Origin of the sequence: Candidatus Contendobacter odensis Run_B_J11 (assembly GCF_000531125.1) — a bacterium.
Classification (GTDB): Bacteria; Pseudomonadota; Gammaproteobacteria; order Competibacterales; family Competibacteraceae; genus Contendibacter; species Contendibacter odensensis.
Window position 1 is genome coordinate 1 of sequence record NZ_CBTK010000124.1, and the last position, 19,497, is coordinate 19,497.

At 58.3% G+C, this 19,497-nt stretch carries 11 protein-coding genes and 3 pseudogenes; 10 read left to right on the plus strand and 4 right to left on the minus strand.

From position 1 onward, the window contains the following. From BN874_RS25070 to BN874_RS22490, 3 genes and pseudogenes are all read left to right on the plus strand, one after another. Window positions 1-240: pseudogene (locus BN874_RS25070) on the plus strand (ISAs1 family transposase); the annotation flags it as partial. A gap of 19 nt (window positions 241-259) precedes the next feature. Beyond that, a pseudogene (locus BN874_RS23475) lies at window positions 260-601 on the plus strand (IS66 family transposase); the annotation flags it as partial. Window positions 602-656: 55 nt separating this feature from the next. Further along, complete coding sequence (locus BN874_RS22490) at window positions 657-938, plus strand: transposase (RefSeq protein ID WP_081756278.1); 282 nt, start codon at window positions 657-659, stop codon at window positions 936-938. A gap of 774 nt (window positions 939-1,712) precedes the next feature. Here the strand turns inward: BN874_RS22490 and BN874_RS24435 are convergent. Beyond that, window positions 1,713-1,877: a hypothetical protein gene (locus BN874_RS24435; RefSeq protein WP_154724843.1), complete on the minus strand. Its 165-nt coding sequence runs from the start codon at window positions 1,875-1,877 to the stop codon at window positions 1,713-1,715. A gap of 50 nt (window positions 1,878-1,927) precedes the next feature. On the opposite strand from BN874_RS24435, the gene mraZ reads away from it, so the two are divergent. Then, window positions 1,928-2,446 (plus strand): division/cell wall cluster transcriptional repressor MraZ, encoded by a 519-nt coding sequence (mraZ, locus tag BN874_RS09545; protein WP_051497660.1) that lies wholly within the window; start codon window positions 1,928-1,930, stop codon window positions 2,444-2,446. Between the two features lie 32 nt (window positions 2,447-2,478). Here the strand turns inward: mraZ and BN874_RS09550 are convergent, their stop codons facing one another. Together BN874_RS09550 and chrA are read right to left on the minus strand one after the other, a co-directional pair. After that, window positions 2,479-2,730, minus strand: a complete 252-nt coding sequence (locus BN874_RS09550; RefSeq protein WP_034432518.1) for a hypothetical protein — start codon at window positions 2,728-2,730, stop codon at window positions 2,479-2,481. 12 nt (window positions 2,731-2,742) lie between these two features. Continuing rightward, window positions 2,743-4,080, minus strand: a complete 1,338-nt coding sequence (chrA, locus tag BN874_RS09555) for a chromate efflux transporter (RefSeq protein WP_034432520.1) — start codon at window positions 4,078-4,080, stop codon at window positions 2,743-2,745. 129 nt (window positions 4,081-4,209) lie between these two features. Here chrA and BN874_RS09560 point away from each other — a divergent pair, with 129 nt between their 5' ends. From BN874_RS09560 to BN874_RS09565, 3 genes are all read left to right on the plus strand, one after another. Continuing rightward, the gene (locus BN874_RS09560) at window positions 4,210-5,259 is read left to right on the plus strand and encodes an HDOD domain-containing protein (RefSeq protein ID WP_051497661.1); all 1,050 of its coding nucleotides are present in this window, start codon (window positions 4,210-4,212) and stop codon (window positions 5,257-5,259) included. A gap of 75 nt (window positions 5,260-5,334) precedes the next feature. Then, window positions 5,335-5,511 carry a hypothetical protein gene (locus BN874_RS25075; protein WP_195912156.1) on the plus strand — a complete coding sequence of 59 codons (177 nt, stop codon included), beginning with the start codon at window positions 5,335-5,337 and terminating at the stop codon, window positions 5,509-5,511. Window positions 5,512-5,610: 99 nt separating this feature from the next. Beyond that, window positions 5,611-6,774 carry a MalY/PatB family protein gene (locus BN874_RS09565; RefSeq protein WP_034432522.1) on the plus strand — a complete coding sequence of 388 codons (1,164 nt, stop codon included), beginning with the start codon at window positions 5,611-5,613 and terminating at the stop codon, window positions 6,772-6,774. A 41-nt stretch (window positions 6,775-6,815) separates the two neighbouring features. Here the strand turns inward: BN874_RS09565 and BN874_RS09570 are convergent, their stop codons facing one another. Continuing rightward, window positions 6,816-11,987: an alpha-2-macroglobulin family protein gene (locus tag BN874_RS09570; protein WP_051497662.1), complete on the minus strand. Its 5,172-nt coding sequence runs from the start codon at window positions 11,985-11,987 to the stop codon at window positions 6,816-6,818. Between the two features lie 225 nt (window positions 11,988-12,212). On the opposite strand from BN874_RS09570, the pseudogene BN874_RS25575 reads away from it, so the two are divergent. From BN874_RS25575 to purL, 3 genes and pseudogenes are all read left to right on the plus strand, one after another. Further along, window positions 12,213-12,683 (plus strand): annotated as a pseudogene (locus tag BN874_RS25575) (RNA pyrophosphohydrolase); the annotation flags it as partial. 407 nt (window positions 12,684-13,090) lie between these two features. Next, window positions 13,091-15,355: a phosphoenolpyruvate--protein phosphotransferase gene (gene ptsP, locus BN874_RS09580; RefSeq protein WP_034432524.1), complete on the plus strand. Its 2,265-nt coding sequence runs from the start codon at window positions 13,091-13,093 to the stop codon at window positions 15,353-15,355. A 117-nt stretch (window positions 15,356-15,472) separates the two neighbouring features. Continuing rightward, a complete protein-coding gene (gene purL / locus BN874_RS09585) occupies window positions 15,473-19,393 on the plus strand; it encodes a phosphoribosylformylglycinamidine synthase (protein ID WP_034432526.1) in 3,921 nt (1,306 codons plus the stop codon). The last annotated feature ends 104 nt before the right edge of the window (window positions 19,394-19,497 follow it).

Genomic DNA, 19,497 nt, shown 5'->3' on the forward strand with positions numbered 1-19,497 from the left:
TGGGCCATTGAGAATGCCCCGCACTGGGTGTTGGACGTGCAATTCGGCGAGGATGCCTGCCGAACCCGCCGCGATCACGCCCCGGAAAACCTGGCCCTGATCCGCCGTGTCGCCCTGAACATGCTGCGCCATAATGGCCCTCCACGCGATAGCATCCGCCGCCGCAAACTCCGCGCCGCCCTCAACGATGCCTACCGGTTACGTCTGCTCTTCGGCCCACCCAGTCCGGCTACCCCATAGCGCGATTGCCCTGCGTCTACCCCCGCTTACTGCCGGGAAAAAGCCGAAACAGCGAGGCCGCCCGGCCCAGACGCCACCCCTCAATCTGCTTAATCGGCTGCGGGATTTTAAGCCACAAACCTTGGCGTTCATGGCGGACTTCCGCGTCCCGGTTGACAATAACCAGGCGGAACGGGATGTGCGCATGATCAAGGTCAAACAAAAGACCTCGGGCGGATTCAGGACGCTGGAGGGCGCGAAAAACTTTGCGCGGATTCGGGGGTATCTCTCAACCGCTCGCAAGAACGCAGTGAATGTGTTCGGTGCCATCCGGGAGGCGTTCTCCGGTCAACCCTTTATCCCTTTCTGTGCCTCTCAGTAGTCGTATTCACCGTGATTACGAACACGACTACTGAGTACCTGAGTAGTTACGTTTTATCAATGCAGCGAAAGAAGTTTTTGGGAAAAAAGTCCAGATCGTAGTCGATCGATTTCATGTCGCTAAATTATATGGAAAGAGGTTGGATGAATTACGCAAAAAAGAGTTGGCGCGCCTGCGGAAGACCTTACCGAAAGAGCAATATAAAGAGTTAGAAGAGGTGATGTGGATTTTGCGTAAAAGACCTGATAATTTAGAGTTAAAAGACCAGGAAACTTTAGAAAAATTATTCCAGCACTCCCCTCTTCTTAAACAAGCATATCAATTGAAAAATGAGTGAACAAATCTATTTGATAACAACATAGATCGCTGTCGCGGTAAGCAGAGAATTACCGGATGGATGAACCGGGTTAAAAATAGTTCAGTCCATTGTTTTGATACGTTTTTAAAGACAGTAGAAGCCTATAAAAATGAGGTAGCAAATTATTTCCTCCTGTAAATTTTCCTGTGATCGGAATTGTGGGGCAGGCAGGTAAAATGAATATCATTTGGTTGGATCAATAGGTTAGATGCAGTCAACGCCTTAGCCTGACGCTGCTAACCCTCGCCATCACAGGAAAATTTACAGGACCATACCTTTCCTCCTGTAAATTTTCCTGTGATGGCGATGATTTGCGGCCTGGGCTAGAACATCGGCTTCATCTAACTCTTTGATCTTGCTGAGAGGTGTGCGTTGTACTCACCCAACCCGTCGTGCGAATCACAGGAAAATTTACAGGAGGATACCTTTGATTAAACTGTGTGTGTTTCCACTATATTTAAGTTTCACCATTTCAATTTTTTTGGAATAGTTTTTATCCTGAACACGGTCGTCTAAAACCAGGTAGGATTCACTACTATTATTAATCAGTGGTTCAGCTCATTCCCATAACGTATGTGCAGTGTGCTTTTCACGCCGCAAATAATCATTAATGGCGTCATGGCTGACTTTCTCTAAATGAGCCGCTCGATTCGTACCGGTATAGTTCATCGGAGTACTGATGACGTACTCTACATACTGTTGCTTTGTGATTGTCATTTGATCATTATATCAGATCATAAGGGGTTTGGAACTCTAAGCGAAAGTCCTATTGGAGAAGAACGGGTTGGAGAGCGCTTTCATAACCAGAGCGATCTTGTCTTTGTTGGCGCTCGGTTGCGCCGATGCCATCGGCGGTACGGCCCAGGTTATCAGCCCGACCAACACTAGCGGTAACCAGCGATTGAGCAGAGTATTCATGGTCTTATCCTTAAATAGCTGTTACGTTTATTGGGTGTTCATCTGAAGCCATGGCGAACTTTCTCGGCGAATTTGAATGCAGACTCGATTCCAAGGCGCGAATTGCGCTGCCGGCCGCGCTGAGAAAACAAATCCCGGTTGAAGCAGAAGGCCGTTTCGTAATCAACCGGGGTTTTGAGCAACATCTGCTGTTGTATCCACTGAATGAATGGCAACGGGTCACTACTGAAATTAACCGGCTGAACCTGTTCGTCAAGAAAAACCGTGAGTTCGTCCGTTATTTCCACCGGGGCGCTACCGAGCTGGAACTTGATAGCAGTGGCCGGCTGCTGTTGCCTCGGCGGCTGCTGGATTACGCCAGCATCCACGACAGCGTGATTCTGCTGGCCTACGCCCATCGCATCGAGTGCTGGGACGCGACGTTGTACGAAAGCCTGCTGGGCAACGAACCGGCTGACTTCGCCCGGCTGGCCGAGGAGATTATGGGCGGCCTGGAAAGCCCGGATCGGGATAAGGAGCGCTTTCCCGATTTCCATCTGCCGCCGGCCCCGCCGAATTCACGGCATTAAATCAGGGCAAGTGTCTGAACCATTGACCGATTCTATTGATCGACTTTGGAAGCGCCCGAATTCTTGGGGGCTTCCCGCACCCGCGCCAAATAGCGATCCGACCAGCGCGCCAAAGCATAGATCGGATAGCCGATCACCATGACCGCCAGCAGGATGCAGACGATCAGGGCTACCGCCGTGGGCAGCTGCGCCCACCAATGGTTAATAAAGTACACCAGCCCCCAGATCAGCAGGCCGATGACACCGAGGGAAACCAGAAAGGCCAGGAGATCGCTGCGTTGCATGGGTATGTCCTGCTAGAAACCAGTCAGTAGCTTATAACCCAATCCCGCTACCGCGCAGCCGCCAATGACCGGAATAACACCGGCGCGTTGCCGGTATAGCACCCCAAAAGCGACGATACCGATCAGCGCAGCCGACCCCTCGAATGACCCTTTCCACCCTGCGGGCCACAGCGTGTGCCAGGCGAAGAACAGCGCGAGGTTGCCGATCACGCCGACTACGGCGGCAGTAATCCCGATCAGCGGCGCAGTGAACTTGAGATTGCCGTGAGTAGACTCGATCAGCGGCCCGCCGATCAGGATGAACAGGAACGACGGCAGGAAGGTGAACACGGTCGCCACCGTTGCGCCAAAGATCCCGGCCAACGCCAGCGCCTCCGGCCCGAACAGCTCCCGACCCCAACCGCCGACGAAACCTACAAACGCTACCACGATGATCAGCGGTCCCGGCGTGGTTTCGCCCAGCGCCAATCCATCCACCATCTGCGCGGCGCTCAGCCATTGATAATGCCCAACCGCGCCCTGATAAACATAGGGCAAAACAGCGTAAGCACCACCAAAGGTCAGCAGCGCCGCCTTGGTGAAAAAAACGCCCATTTGGGTGAGCGTGCCATGCCCGCCGAACAGCGCCGCCAGCAGACCCAGCAGCCCACCCCAGAGTAGCAGGCCGATCCCGATGAACCGCAGCAGGCGTGGCCAAGAAAAGTGGGTATGCGGCGGTGGCGGTGTGTGCTCGTCGATCAATGCGGAATCGTGGGACGTTACCGTTTTGGCATGACCGCCACTTGGCTGGAACACAACGGGAGCCAGCCACCCACCGAGTAAGCCCATCAGCCCGGCGCCAAGAATGATGGCGGGGAAGGGTACAGCGAATAGCGTCAGAGCCAGGAACGCGGCGACAGCAATCATCCACAAAGCCGGATGGTGCAGGGTGCGGGATCCGATTCGCCAGGCGGCCAAAGCAACCAGAGCAGTGACCGCCGGCTTGACGCCGTAGAGTACCCCTGCGACCACTGGCGTCTGGCCGAACGCCATATAAATCCAGCTCAGCGCAATGAGGATGAACAGGGACGGCAGCACAAATAGCGCGCCGGCAAGGATGCCGCCCCAGGTTCCATGCAACAGCCAACCCAGATAGGTAGCGAGTTGCTGAGCTTCCGGGCCAGGCAGCATCATGCAGTAGTTCAGTGCATGCATAAAACGCCGCTCGGAGATCCAGCGCCGCCGCTCAACCAGCTCCTGGTGCATCAGACTGATCTGCCCGGCGGGTCCTCCGAAACTGATGAAGCCGAGTTTCAACCAGTAGATGAGAGCCTGGCGCAACGATGGGAGAGCGATAGAGGAAGCAGTCATGAGCGTTGATGTGTAAGATTGCCAAGATGGCGATGAGACTTCGGGGAAGTGAGTAAGGACAAAGTTCGAGCGACCCTTTAAGATTATTAGGTTTTATCCGATAGTCCTTGGTTGTGGAGCAAAAACACGATGTGGAAAGCACTGATCCGATTTTTTACGGGGAGAAAACCACCGGAATCTCCAGAATTGACTTCGCAGCATCCCGCGCAAATCGTTGAAGTTTCGCTCGGCATTGAACAAGAAAAAACGCAGATTACTGACTTCGATCTCGATGAAACTTTTATTCGATTGGTTCTGGGTGTTGACGCTTTTACTGATGTAAAACCTGGCAGATTTGAACAGGCTGTTCTGAAACAACTTGACGAGTTACTGGCATCTACCGGTCTTAATGAGAAGATGTTGCCTCGATTGCCAGCGGTGGTTCCACAACTATTAAGTTCATTAAAAAATGACGACACTTCAGGCAAGTATTTAGCGGAGCAGATCGGCCATGACCCCGTATTGGTCGGTGAAGTAATCAGACTCGCAAACAGCCCTTTTTATTACCAGACAAATCAGAAAATAAATAGCCTGCAACGAGCAGTCGTCATGTTGGGTCAGTCTGGACTGAAGCGGCTGATTGCCAATGTTGTTATGAAACCTATCTTTAATGTACAAGATGGCTATTTTGGTCATCTTGCCAAAAACCACCTGTGGTCACAATCGGAGTATTGTGCATACGCCTGTTCTTTATTGGCAAAAAATCGCTATGATCCTTTTGATGCCTATTTGGCTGGAATCGCAGTGAATATCGGCATGATTGTTACAATACGGACCATGGATCAGCTTCGTAAACACCGGGAAGTCCCAGAATCAACAACATTCTACAAAATGCTCTCGGTTAAAACCAGGAAACTATCGGTGCAGATTGCAGAAAATTGGCGGTTTCCTACTACGGTACTGGATGCATTGCAAGATCAGATTGATGTCGATCATCAACCTGATCTATCAACTTTAGGCGGTATTTTATATGCCGCAAATTGCCTTAGCCAGTTGCATATTTTGGTTAAAGAAGGACGCATTGAAGATGACATTGATTCACTAAATGATCGACTGGGTGGACAACTGACGGATAGGTATTTTCGGTGTTATGCCGAGCTAAAGCGTATCTCCAAAGCGAATACTAAAAATGTCCAGTAATTGTTTATAACTTCTATTTCCAATGGTTCGGACAGTTTTTAGTTTCGGCCTCGTGAACGGAAAATACATCGGTGCATGGAACCTCTTGAAAAATCAGAGCTTCAAGCATTCGTTATAGGTCAAGCAAAATCAACGAGTTATTTTATCCAACTCAGGCGAACCCCTGACTTTGATTTAATTCAGCCTATGAAGGCTAACCTGTTGATTGTGATCACCAAAACTGTCCGAAGTATTGATTTCCTAAGTGCCTGATTTTAGATCGTAATGCCCATTTTCAATGCGCAAGTTATTTTTTAGCATCCGACTTTCTTTTTTATTTCAATTGATTATCACTAGCAGGAATTTATCCTCATGCCTTACGACTTCGATCATTCGCCGATCCGGCGCGGCACCGACAGCCTGAAATGGCAGCGTTACGGCGCTGCGTTGCCACTGTGGGTGGCGGACATGGATTTTGCCGCGCCGGAACCGGTGCTGGCGGCATTGCACGAGCGGGTGACGCATGGCGTATTTGGCTATGGAGCGCCACCGGAGGAATTGACGGAAATCCTGTGTGCGCGAATGGAGGAACGGTACGGCTGGGCGGTCGCCCCGGAGCAGATCGTGTATCTGCCGGGGCTGGTGAGCGGGCTGAATGTGGTCTGCCGGGCGGTCGGCGAACCGGGCGATGAGGTGCTGGTGCAGACGCCGGTGTATCCACCGTTTCTGACTGCGCCGGAACATCAGGATCGGCGACTGGTTACTGCCGAGTTATGCGCCGAACGTCGCGATGGCCGGTTGCACTACAGCTTCGACGATACTGCCTTCGCGGCGGCGATGGGTTCGCGCACCCGGTTGTTCATCCTCTGTCACCCGCACAACCCGGTCGGGCGGGCGTTTAGCGTGGATGAACTGAGCCGGTTGGCAACTCTGTGCGAACGCCACGATCTCACGATCTGCTCGGATGAGATTCACTGCGATTTGCTGCTGGATGGACGCCGGCATACCCCGCTGGCCGCACTGGCGCCAGACATCGCCCAGCGCTGCATCACCCTGATGGCGCCCAGCAAGACCTTTAACATCGCCGGCTTGGGGGCCAGTTTCGCGGTCATTCCAAATTCTGAACTGCGGCGACGCTTCAAGCAGGCCATGCGCGGCATCGTGCCGGATGCCAACATTCTCAGCCTGAGCGCCGCACTGGCGGCGTACCGTCATGGCGACGACTGGCTGCGGGCGCTGCTCGATTATCTCACGGCGAACCGGGATTACCTGGTGGAATATGTTAGCCATCATTTGCCCGGTATCAGTTCCACCGTCCCGGAAGCTACTTATCTGGCTTGGCTGGATTGCCGGGGCGCGAATCTTCCCGGCAATCCACATCAGTTTTTCCTCGAACAGGCGGGGGTGGCATTGAACGATGGCGCTGCGTTCGGACCCGGTGGCGAGGGCTTCGTGCGGCTGAATTTCGGTTGCCCGCGATCCATGCTGACGGAAGGGTTAGAGCGGATGCGGGCGGCGCTGGCCGGGCGACCGTAGCGACAAGACATGCGCCACCCGGCTGCCCGGATTGCGCTGAATCACTCCACCCTCACCGTCCCCATCGCCCCGCGCCCAAATTGCCACGGCTTGTACATATCCTCCACATACACCGCTGGTTGCTGATAAACGCCCGGCGTTACTGCCCGCACCAGATAAGCCAGCGTAAATTTCCGCGTTTTGTCCGCATCCAGATCCAGGGCCGCCACAAAACGATCATCGCGGAATTCGCTATGCAGCAGTTCGGTCAATTCTGGTAACCAAGCAATTTCAGTGGTGGAGGCGTTATGCGCCAGTCGGGCGTTCTCGATTTCCAATCCCGCTGGCAATAAATCCACCACTAAAGCCTGCTGCTCTTCATGGCCTTGCGCCTCGCCGGTAATCACCACTACCAGCAAATCGTTTTGACGAAGCAGAGCCGGATCTACTGCCTTTCCGCTGCGAGTGTAATAGCGGCGGCTAATGGTGAAGCCATTCTGCGCCGGCGGTTGCGATGCGACCGGAACGCCGCTCAGATTCATCACCGCCCACGCCGGCTGATCGCCCTGATTATTCACCGTCAGCCCCTTATTCAACTGCGCGACCGTCGGCGACAGATAGAACGGATCGGCGGTGGTCACCTGCCCGTCTACTGCCAGCCGCAATTGACCGGATTGTTTCAGCAATGCATGAGCGGCCAGCAATAGCCACGCCTGTTCCTGAGTGCTGGTGTAACGGCGCTGGTTGAACTCAGCGGCGACTTGCTCGGCTAACAGTGGCATCCGCTCCGGCAATAATCCCGATTCGGCCAGCAACGCCAGCAGCGCCGCCCGGTCGCGCAGCGGGCTACCATAACGCACCCACACCGGGTCCGAGCGATTCAGCGCGGCGGTGAACGCCTCCTTGGCCCGGCCCAATTCGCCATAACGGGCCAATGATGCCCCTAATTGCGCCTGCGCCAATGCCGTTGGCAATTTCTGCAAATGGTTATCGTGCAGGTAGCGCAGATCACCGATAGCCGCTTTTTGCACCCGCGCCAGCACGTACAGCGCATAGGCCCGCCAGCCCAGTTCCTGTTCGCCGAACTTGTCCTGATTCAACTGCTCCTGCAAATACGTCAGTCCGTGTTGGTACGCTGATTCGGGCGCGAAATACTGCTCCTGGCGGGCGCGGACCAGGAAATCCATGGCGTAGGCTGACAGCCAGTTTTCAACGGCGCTGCTGGGACTCCACAGCCCGAAGCCGCCGCCGGCATCCTGCAAAGTCAAAATACGCTGGATCGCCTCCTGCACCCGCGCCCGTAATTCGGCTTCGGTGGCGTTCTGACCCACCCAAGCCTCAGCCACTTGATTGAAGTACAGCAACGGTAGGGCGCGGCTGGTGGTCTGCTCCAGACAGCCGTAGGGATAGCGATCCAGTTCCGCCAGCAGTTCGGGCACGTTGAGCGCGGGCCGGCTGGAAAAACTCAATTTGGCGCGCCCGGTTCCTGGCAGATATTCGGTCAACAACTCATCGCTAATTCGCAACAATTCGCCGGGATTCAACCGCCGCGCAGTGCGGGTGTTAGTGATCGTTTGCGCCGGACGGACGCCAATTTCGGATTCACGCAGCAGTTGAAAACCGTTCGGCCCGTCCAGATGCAGGCGTACCTGGCCGACGCCCGGTTTCAGCCCGCGCAGGGTAAAGGTCCGCTTCTCGGAATTCTGCACCGTGGAATCGGCTACAGTGAAGGTGAATGCCGCCGGTTCGCTCACCGCTACCGCGCCGTCGGCACTAAGCCGGAGGTGATAATCGCCGGGTGGGGCGCTCAGATTCTGCACCATCACGCTGACCTGGCTTTCATCTTCGGGAGCCAGGAAACGCGGCAGATACACCCGCGCCACCAGCGGATCACGCACCAGTGGCGCGGCTTCGGCCCGACCGAGCCGATTGCGATCCCAGGCTACCGCCATCAGTCGCAATTGCCCATTGAAGTCGGGCAGTGCCAGCGGAATCTTGGCCTGACCGCTGGCGTCCAGTGCCACTGGCCCGGAAAACAGCGCCAAGGTCTTTACCGTCCGCACCCCGGAACCATCGAGTTGCCGACTATCGGCATCGCCGCCGACCTTGAGTTGTCCCGGTCGCCCGCCGGTTTCGATCAATTTGCCGTATAAATCGAGCAATTGCATTCCCAGCCGGCGCTTGCCGAGGAAGTACTGCACCGGGTTGGGCGTGGTGAAATCGGTCAGTTGCAAAATGCCCTCGTCCACCGCAGCCACGGTCAGATACGCCGGTTGGCCGGATTCAAGGCCACTCACCGTCACCGGCAATTCCACCGTTTGGCGCGGCTTCCACTCGGTCGGCGCGTTAAACGCAACATTCAGGGTGCGCGGCGCAGGGTCCAGTCCTACCCAAGCAACGCCAATCGCCCGTCCCGGCCCGCGTTGAGCGGTGCTGTCCGCTGGGCGGAACGCAGTCGCGGCGATGTAAACTCCCGGCCCCCATTCGGCAGGAATCGGCAACTCTACGGTCGTTCCCTCCGCCGAGGCGCTCACCGATTTGCTCAACCACAGCCGGTCGCCGACTACGTTCAGCAGCACTTCGCCGGCAAACGGCGCCCGGATGAAGACCTTGGCGGTTGCACCGGCCTGATAGCGCGGCTGATCCAGCGTCACCTTCATCTGATCCGGGGTATCACCCTCGCTCGGAGTTTCAAACCAGCCCACATTGAAACGCACACTGGAGGCTACTCCGCTATTCGGGTCGATCACATCCAGCCGGTAACGGCCCCACTCCGCGATGCGCTGCGTCACCGTGGTCGCTGGTCCGGCAGCGACGTTGAGGGTTTGGCTGGACACTGGTGCGCTGTCGCGGATCACCATTTTGTAATTCCAATGGTTGTCGCCGTGATACCAGTAATACTGATACTCCTCGCGCACCAGTTCCGCACGCAGCCCGTTTTTAGCCTGTGGCTGGCCTAATGGATCAAGCGCGATCACCTCGAATTCGGCCTCCTGACCGATAGAGATGCCGTCATCGCTGAAACGCGGCTTGATGCCGATAGCGAACGGCTGAGCGCGGTAGGGCAGATTCAGACTGCGAGTGACTGGACGCCCGCCGGGTTCAAACAGCGACACTCGCACCCGCGCTTGCAATGGCCGCGTCGTGTCCGGCGTCTCGCTTAACATCACCTGCGCCTGAGCTTTACCCTGGGCGTCGGTGCCAGCCAGCGCCACCGGGAAACGTTGTGCGGTCCAACTATCCTGCGCCAGCCCAAAACGGTAGCCCGGATACGCCGGATAAGGGTTGGCGTCTTCGTTCAGCACGATTTCGGCTTCAGCCTTGAGATTGGCCGCTGGCGCGCCATACAGGAATCGGCCATTGATATCCACAGTCGCCGATTCGCCCGGTTTCAGCGCCGCCGCCGCCGTACTCAGTTCCAGTTTCAACCGCTGCGGCACAAAGTCTTCAACCTGAAAACTCACTTGCCCGACCGGCTCGCCCTTGGGATCGGTATACGCCTTGACCGTCCACGCCCCGGTGCGGGCATTCAGCGCCAGCGGCAATTGGACGTGATAGCCACCCAGTGCCGGTTTACCCGGTTTGGGCTGTTCGGCTTCCACCTCATCGGGGCGGAACAGCTTTAGCGTCAAAGGGGCGTCGGGCAGGGCGTAACCGCGACTGTCGCGAACCAGCGCCATCAGTTCCACCGTTTCGCCGGGTCGGTAAACCCCGCGCTCGGTATAGAGGAAAGCGTCTACTGCTCCCGGCGCGGCCCGACCTTCCACGCCTCGATCACTAAGGTCAAAAGCGGGTTTGGTCAAATCGAGAAAATTGTAATCGCCGCTGCCGTAAGCCATCAGCAACGCCGGTTCGCGCCCACCGCCGCCGCGCAACAGACCCGGATCGAGACGGGCATAGCCCTGACGGTCGGTAGTGACCTTAGCCAATTCGCCGTTGTTGCGGGCATACAGCCGCAGATCCACTCCGGCCAGCGGTTTAGCCCCGGCCAGCGAGCGGGCGAAGACATGCAGTCCATCGTTGCCGCGCAGGGTGAACAGGCCGATATCGGATACGACTAGCCATTGTGTCGCCCGGTTCTGGTAACTGTCCGGATCTTCCTTGATCGGTTCGGCGGCCACGATGTAAATGCCCGGTTGCGGGTCGCGCAAAATCTCACTGATGGGAATAGCGGTAACGATGTCCTGATTGCGCTCGCCGCTTGCCAGAGTCAGAGCGCCTTCCCACAGCAGTTCACCGGACTGTTTGGCGACCTGGTTGATATCGTAACCGTCCAGTGGGTTGCTCAGACGGCGATTCGCGATTTGTTGCAGCAGGTTGCGGTCATTAATGCGCAATAGCCGCACTCGCGCCTGATCCATATTGACGCTGATCAGCGGCAGTTGCTGACCACTGGCTTTCGGCAATACATAGCTGGCGCCCCGGAATCCCAGAGTCGCCTTACGATCTTCAACCTTAACGGTGAAATCCTGGCTAATGCGGGTTTTCTCACCGGTCGCCGACGGGACGCCGGCCCGTGCGGTGATTCGGTAGCTCTGGCCATGGCGGACGCCCTCCACGCACAACTGCTGTTCCTGGGCGCTGACGACCCTCTGAATAGCCGGTTCGATGACCAGATAATCCTCCAAATGCATCCGCCGGTCCTTGGTAAGATCATCGGAGAATTTCAGACAGATTTTCGGGGTGGCGCTATCCGATTCAACATCAACGCCCTTGATCTGGAAGGTGTTGGCGTCCGCCAATTCCTGGTAACGCTTGGCGATCCGGGGGTTATCCTCCAGTTCCAGCCCTTCGCGAAAAGCAGCGAGGGCTTTTTTCGGTTCCTGATCCTGGTCGTATAACTCGCCCAGCCGGAACAGCGCGCGCGCACGTTCATAAGGGATCCGCGCCGCCTGATAGGCGTTCCAGGCAGCCTGACGGGAGCGCTCCTTGGTTGAGTCTTGCGCCGCATTTTGCCAAGCCTGGCCGAGGCTGAGCCAAACTGCGCCTTGATCCGCGCCAGCAACGATGGCTGTTTCATAATGATTAATAGCTACGGACCAATTGCGTTGCGCGGCTTGCTGCTCGGCCAATTGCAACAGGGCAGCGGCCGGTTGACCGGCGGCGTCGCGCCCATCGCGGATCAGTTGCAGATATTGGGCTGCCGCCACGGCGAGCGGCATATCCTCGAAAGCATGGGCGCTGGCGGACAGCAGCAGCGTCAGCAGCATGAACAGAGACAGCAGGCGACGCATCGAAGGCTCCTTGAAGTGGCAAAAGGGGAGTGGAAGCTTGGCGACGGAGGCGATGCATCATCATTCTGATCAGGCGCCGCGCCAGCTCTAATAATAGCGAGATCAGCACGAGTTTTAGAGGGATCAAGCAGTGGATGGCGGCGGTTCGCATATCCACCATGGCGAAACGCGGTTCGTTATGAAAAAATAGGATGAATAATTTATTGCAAGGTATTGGTTTTCACCGTGATTGATTCGGAGGGTTATCGGCCAAACGTCGGCATCATCCTGTGCAATGCCGATGGGCGTTTGTTCTGGGCGAAACGGATCGGGCAATATTCCTGGCAGTTTCCCCAAGGCGGCATCCGACGGGATGAATCGCCCGAGCAGGCCATGTTTCGTGAGCTGGCCGAAGAGATCGGTCTGCGGCCGGAACATGTGCAAGTCATTGGTTGCACCAGGGGCTGGTTGCGCTATCGTTTGCCTAAAAGCCTGATCCGGCAAGGCAACCAGCAGACGTGTATCGGCCAGAAACAGGTCTGGTTCCTGCTGCGGATGGTGGGCGGCGAGGACACGGTACGGCTGGATTCTACCGAACGGCCTGAATTCGATCACTGGCAGTGGGTGGATTACTGGTATCCGCTGCGAGCCGTAGTACCGTTCAAGCGCCATGTCTATTGGCGTGCCCTGCGTGAACTGGCACCGCTACTGCTTCCTTGCCGCCGGTCCCAGCGGACCTTCAGGGAGAGAACACCCCGGCCCGACCGTTCGTCGGCGCCGATCCAGTCACACCAGGCGGACGTAACCATGGATGTAACTATCGCTACGGCCAGGCCACTAGAACCCGCCCACCCGCCACCAGAGGTCAAACCGACGGCTGTCCTGCTACTACGGCGGACGGAAGTCCGCAAGCATCCGGTGATTACTCGGATGGTGGTTTCAGCACGGCGCAGCGGAGTCATTGATCCGCTGACCGGAGTCGCCGCGCCGACGCGAGAGTCGTCGGTCGTTGCGTCGGTCATGGACGATCCGTGCTTGCCCCGTCCGCCTACGCCGCACCCGCGCCGGTTTTTCCAGCGCTGAGCGCGCCCTTTCTTTCTTCGCCTTCAACCGAGGCCGGTTCCATGCTGGATATCCTGCGGCGCATCGTGCAGGACATAAACGCGACCCGCGACCTGAACGAGGCGCTCAACCTGATCGTCGCCGAGGTCAAGGCGGCGCTTCACACTGACGTCTGCTCGGTGTACATCACTGACCCGGTGCGGGGCGAGCATGTCCTGATGGCTACCGACGGCCTGCGGCCGAGCGCAGTCGGCAAGGTACGCTTGAAACTGGGCCAGGGTTTAACCGGACTGGCTGCGGGTCGGGTCGAACCGATCAATGTCGAGAACGCCCCCGCTCATCCCGCCTTCCGCTACATCGCCGCCACCGGCGAGGCGCCTTTTCACGGTTTCATTGGCGTCCCTATCCTCCGCCGCCGCAAGGTGCTGGGGGTGTTGGTGGCGCAACAACGCGAGCAGCGTAAATACACTGCCGACGAAGAATCGTTCCTGGTCACGCTGGCCACACAGTTGGCGGCTTGTATCAATCAGGCGGAAATCCGCCAGGCGCTGGATCGGCTCGACGATGACGTGCTGTCGGGTACGCTGTTTTTGGAGGGTGTGGCCAGCGCCCATGGGCTGGCGCTTGGTGAGGCGGTGGTGGTGTTTCCAGCCGCCGCGCTGGATCGGGTGCCGGACAAGGACATCGAGAATCCTGACGCCGAGGCCTCGCGCTTCCGCCAGGCAGTTGCAGCGGAGCTGGCCGAACTGCAACGGCTCAGCGAGCGGATGCGTCTCCTGCTGTCAGCGGGTGACCGGGCGCTGTTCGACGCTTACGCCCTGCTGCTGGGCAGCGATAGCCTGGTGAATGGCACCCTGGAGCGGATTTACGCTGGCAACTGGGCGCCGGGCGCACTGCGCGCCACGGTGCTGGAATACGCCAACATCTTCACCGAGATGGATGACCCTTATCTGCGGGAGCGTGCTGCCGACATCCTCGATCTCGGCCAGCGCCTGTTGAACCGGTTGCAGGAAGAACAGTCGTTCAACCGCCATTATCCCGACGAAACGATCCTGATGGGTGACGAGATCAGCGTTTCCCAATTGCTGGACGTACCCACTGAAAAACTCAAGGGGCTGGTATCGGTGCGCGGCACTGGCGCTTCGCATGTCGCTCTGCTGGCGCGTGGGTTGGGCATTCCAGCGGTATTCGGAGTCAGCAATCTGCCGCCGGGCCGGCTGAACGGTCGCGAGGTCGCGGTAGACGGCTACACGGTGCGGGTCTGCATCCAGCCCAGCCCGGCGTTGCGTCAGGAATATCTGAAGCTGATCGCCGAAGAAGCCAAGCTGTCGCGTGGCTTGCAACACCTGCGCGACTTACCGGCGGAAACCCCGGATGGCCACCGGCTGGAACTTCATGCCAATTCCGGGTTGTTCGCCGATATCGCTGCCGCCCGCAATAGCGGGGTACACGGGGTAGGGCTGTACCGCTCGGAACTGCATTTCTTCCTCCGCGACCGTTTCCCCGGAGAAGAGGAGCAGACCACGCTTTACACCCGGGTGTTACGGATCATGGACCCGCATCCGGTGGTGCTGCGCACCCTGGATATCGGCGGCGACAAGCCACTGCCGTATTTTCCGATCATTGAGCAAAATCCTTTTCTGGGCTGGCGCGGCATCCGCATCAGCCTGGATCAGCCCGATCTGTTCAAGACTCAGTTGCGGGCGATGTTGCGGGCCGGGGCGGCCTATCCGAATCTTTCCATTCTGTTTCCAATGATCAGCAGTGTCAGCGAGCTGAGTGAGGCATTGGAGCTGCTGCGCAGCGCCCAGGCGGAATTGCAGGAAGAGGGGGTGGCGGTAACGACCCCGAAGATTGGAATCATGGTGGAAGTGCCGTCGGCGGTTTTCCAGATTGATGCCCTGATCCAGAGGGTGGATTTCGCCTCCATCGGCAGCAATGATCTGACCCAGTATCTGCTGGCAGTGGATCGCAACAACGACCGGGTGGCCAAGCTGTACGATTCGCTGCATCCGGCAGTACTCAAAGCGATCCATCATGTAATCGAACGAGTCCAGGCTGCGGGCCGACCGGTGAGCGTCTGCGGGGAGATGGCTGGCGATCCGGCGGCAGCTCTGTTGCTGATGGCGATGGGGGTGGACAGTCTGAGCATGAATCTGGGCGGCCTGCTCAAGATCAAGTGGATGATCCGCAGTATCCCTTATGTCGAAGCTCAAGCCTTATTAACCGAGGTAATGACTCTCAATAGCACTGCCGCCATTCGCGACCGCGCCCATGCGTTCCTCGATCAACACGGCTTGGGCGGTCCATTGCGGATCGGGAAATAGAAAGACCTCTTCAAGCACCGGGAGACCCGCCGGCCCTCACGGCTTATTCCAACCCGACCTCCCGACAATTGCTGCTATTATTCGCGTTTACCTGCCCGATCCAGGAGAGTGCTTGCGATGCTGCGTTTCCGTGGAAGCCCCGCCCTGTCGCCATTCCGTCTGGAGAAGCTGCTGGCTCTATTGCGGCAGCAAGTTCCGATAGTGACCGACGCCTACGCCGAGTTCATTCATTTCGTCGAGGGTCGGTTGATCACCCACGACCGCGAGGTGCTGGATCGGTTGCTGCACTACGGGCCTAGCGCTGAGCAACGGCATCTGATCAGCGAACCCACCTTTTTAGTCGTTCCCCGTCCCGGAACCCTTTCCCCGTGGTCGTCCAAAGCCACTGACATCGCCCGCAACTGCGGCTTGCAGCATGTCCGCCGGATTGAACGCGGTGTAGCCTGGTACCTGGAATCGGCAGAACCGTTGAACGCCGATGATCGGGCGGCGCTGCAACCGCTGGTGCACGACCGGATGACCGAGGCGGTTTTATCGCCTGACGATGATCTCACGGTGCTGTTTGCCCGCGCCGATCCGGCCCCACTGACCACCATCCAGATGCTGAGTGGCGGGCGGACGGCATTGGTGATCGCCAACCGTGAATTGGGGCTGGCACTGTCGGAGGACGAAGTAGATTACCTGCTGGACAGTTTTACCCGGCTGGAGCGCAATCCCACTGACGTAGAGCTGATGATGTTTGCGCAGGCCAATTCCGAGCACTGTCGGCACAAGATTTTCAACGCCGATTGGATCGTAGACGGGGTGAAGCAGGATCGGTCGCTGTTCGCCATGATCCGCAACACCTATGCCTGCCATCCCGACGATGTGCTGTCGGCCTACCACGACAACGCGGCGGTAATGTGCGGCTTCTCCGCTGGACGCTTCTTCCCTGATCCCGCCGACGGCCAGTATCGCTACCACCCGGAAGCGGTGCCTATCCTGATGAAGGTGGAGACGCATAACCACCCGACTGCGATTTCGCCGTTCCCCGGTGCCGCCACCGGCTCCGGCGGCGAAATCCGCGATGAGGGCGCTACCGGACGCGGCGCCAAGCCCAAAGCCGGGCTGTGCGGCTTTTCGGTCTCGAATCTGCGGATTCCCGGTTTTATCCAGCCGTGGGAGCGAGAGTACGGCAAGCCCAACCGCATCGCTTCAGCGCTGGACATCATGCTGGAAGGACCCCTCGGCGCGGCGGCGTTCAACAACGAATTTGGCCGCCCCAATCTGGCCGGCTATTTCCGCAGCTTCGAGCAGGACGATCCCGACGGGCAGCGGCGCGGCTACCACAAACCGATCATGATCGCCGGTGGGTTGGGCAACATCCGTGAACCGCATGTCGATAAAGCCGAACTGCCGCCGGGAACCGCGATTGTGGTTCTGGGCGGGCCAGCGATGCTGATCGGTCTGGGTGGCGGCGCGGCGTCGAGCATGGCAGCGGGCAGTTCGCACCAGGATTTGGATTTCGCCTCGGTGCAGCGCGGCAACCCGGAAATGCAACGCCGTGCCCAGGAGGTCATTGACCGCTGTGTAGCGCTCGGCGAGAACAACCCTATTCTCTCGGTTCATGATGTAGGCGCCGGCGGATTGTCCAACGCAGTGCCGGAAATCGTCCACGGCGCGGGGCGGGGCGGGTGCTTCGAGTTGCGCGAGGTGCCGAACGACGATCCTGGCATGTCGCCGATGCAGATTTGGTGCAACGAGGCGCAGGAGCGTTATGTGCTGGCGATTGCTGCCGAAGGGTTGGAGGCATTCAAAGCGCTGTGCGAGCGGGAACGCTGCCCCTATGCGGTGATCGGCGTGGCGACGGCGGACCCGGAACTGAGGATCAGCGACCGACAATTTGCCCATCAACCGGTCGCTTTGCCAATGAATGTGCTGTTCGGCAAGCCGCCGAAAATGCTGCGTGACGTGACGCATCAGATTCAGTGTCCCCCTTTTCTGGCGGGAGAGGGTTTAGTAGGGGCGAGGGCCGATGGCGAGGGAACCGAACCCTTGCATCTCGCCGAAGCGGTGGCGCGGGTACTGCGTTTCCCAGCGGTGGCCGACAAGAGCTTTCTGATCACGATTGGCGACCGCAGCGTGACCGGGCTGGTCTGCCGCGATCAAATGGTCGGGCCGTGGCAGGTGCCAGTGAGTGATGTCGCGGTCACTGCCACCAGCTTCGACACCGAGACGGGTGAAGCAATGGCGATGGGCGAACGCACGCCGCTGGCCGTATTCAACGCCCCTGCATCCGGGCGGATGGCGGTCGGTGAGGCGCTCACCAATATTGCCGCTGCCCGCATTGAAAAGTTGGGCGATGTGAAGCTGTCGGCCAACTGGATGGCGGCGGCGGGTCATCCCGGCGCGGACGCTGACTTGTTCGACACGGTGCGGGCGGTCGGGATGGAGCTTTGTCCAGCGCTGGGTATCGCTATTCCGGTGGGCAAGGATTCGCTGTCGATGAAAACGGTTTGGGAAGCCGGCGGTGAAGCCAAGAGCGTGGTTGCGCCGCTATCGCTAATCATAACGGCCTTCGCGCCGGTTCAGGATGTGCGCCGGACCTTGACCCCGCAATTGCGCAGCAACCGGGGGGACACGGATCTGATTTTGATCGATCTCGGTCGGGGTCAAAATCGGCTGGGAGGTTCGGTGTTGGCGCAGGTTGATCAGCCGATGGACGCCGCCGTGCCCGATGTAGATGCGCCGGATGATCTCAAAGCGTTCTTCGCCGTGATTCAGGAATTGAACGCAGCGGGCCGCCTGCTGGCTTACCACGACCGTTCCGACGGGGGCCTGCTAGCAGTGCTGGCGGAGATGATGTTTGCCGGTGGTTGTGGCGTAACCGTGTTGCTCGACGATCTGGGTGAAGAACCGCTGGCAGCATTATTCGCTGAGGAACTGGGCGCGGTGATTCAGGTACGGGTGGCAGATCGGGCGCGGGTGCTGAATCGGCTGATCGCGGCGGGACTGGGCGAATGCAGCCATGTTATCGGGACGCTGAACGTCGAGGATCAGTTGATTTTGCGCTATGCCGGCGAGACCGCATTTGCCGCCAGCCGCGTCGAATTACGGCGGTTGTGGTCGGAAACCAGCTATCAGATGCAGGCGTTGCGCGATCATCCAGAGTGCGCCCGCGAGGCGTTTGAGACGGTCTGCGATCCGGCTGATCCGGGGCTAAACGTCCGACTGACGTTTAATCCCGCTGAGGATATCGCCGCGCCGTTCCTCGCCAATGGCGCGTGGCCCCGGATCGCTATTCTGCGTGAACAGGGCGTCAATGGTCAGGTGGAAATGGCGGCGGCGTTTGATCGGGCCGGTTTTGCAGCAGTGGATGTCCACATGAGCGACCTTATCGCCGGGCGGGTGACACTGGCTGATTTCCACGGCTTCGCTGCCTGCGGTGGCTTCTCCTACGGTGACGTGCTGGGCGCGGGGGAAGGTTGGGCCAAGTCGATCCTGTTCAATCCGCGTACCCGCGATGAGTTTGCCGCGTTTTTCGCTCGGTCAGACAGCTTCGGGCTGGGGATTTGCAACGGCTGCCAGATGATGTCCAATTTGCATGAACTGATCGGCGGTGCGGAACTCTGGCCGCGGTTCGTGCGTAATCGGGTGGAGCAATTTGAAGCGCGGTTGAGTCTGGTCGAGGTGCTGTCGTCGCCGTCGCTGTTCCTGCGCGGGATGGAAGGTTCGCGCTTGCCGATTGCGGTGGCGCATGGCGAGGGTCGAGCCGAATTTCGGACTGAGGATGGCGCGGATACGGCGCTGGCGGCGGGCATAGTACCGATGCGCTTTGTGGACAATTTCGGGCAAGCGACCGCAAGCTATCCCGCCAATCCCAACGGTTCGCCGGGAGGCATTGCTGGCCTGTGCAGTCGCGACGGGCGCTTCACCATTCTGATGCCGCACCCGGAACGAGTATTCCGTACCGCGCAGCATTCCTGGCATCCCGACGGCTGGGGCGAAGACGGACCGTGGTTGCGGCTGTTCCGCAATGCCCGGCGCTGGCTGGGGTGAAGGCAGCAACCTGACAATCGTTGGAATCTATCGCGCTACCGCTTTGAATCTTCAACGGGCAGGATGCCCGTTCCACTCCAATTTTCTGGTTTACCGGATACCTG

Bases quoted from the DNA above. Each gene is read 5' to 3' on its own strand.
- BN874_RS09570 (WP_051497662.1), bottom strand. From the start codon at position 11,987: ATGCGTCGCCTGCTGTCTCTGTTCATGCTGCTGACGCTGCTGCTGTCC.
- BN874_RS25075 (WP_195912156.1), top strand. From the start codon at position 5,335: ATGGAACCTCTTGAAAAATCAGAGCTTCAAGCATTCGTTATAGGTCAA.
- BN874_RS09560 (WP_051497661.1), top strand. From the start codon at position 4,210: ATGTGGAAAGCACTGATCCGATTTTTTACGGGGAGAAAACCACCGGAA.
- BN874_RS09550 (WP_034432518.1), bottom strand. From the start codon at position 2,730: ATGCAACGCAGCGATCTCCTGGCCTTTCTGGTTTCCCTCGGTGTCATC.
- purL (WP_034432526.1), top strand. From the start codon at position 15,473: ATGCTGCGTTTCCGTGGAAGCCCCGCCCTGTCGCCATTCCGTCTGGAG.
- BN874_RS24435 (WP_154724843.1), bottom strand. From the start codon at position 1,877: ATGAATACTCTGCTCAATCGCTGGTTACCGCTAGTGTTGGTCGGGCTG.
- ptsP (WP_034432524.1), top strand. From the start codon at position 13,091: ATGCTGGATATCCTGCGGCGCATCGTGCAGGACATAAACGCGACCCGC.
- mraZ (WP_051497660.1), top strand. From the start codon at position 1,928: ATGGCGAACTTTCTCGGCGAATTTGAATGCAGACTCGATTCCAAGGCG.
- BN874_RS09565 (WP_034432522.1), top strand. From the start codon at position 5,611: ATGCCTTACGACTTCGATCATTCGCCGATCCGGCGCGGCACCGACAGC.
- chrA (WP_034432520.1), bottom strand. From the start codon at position 4,080: ATGACTGCTTCCTCTATCGCTCTCCCATCGTTGCGCCAGGCTCTCATC.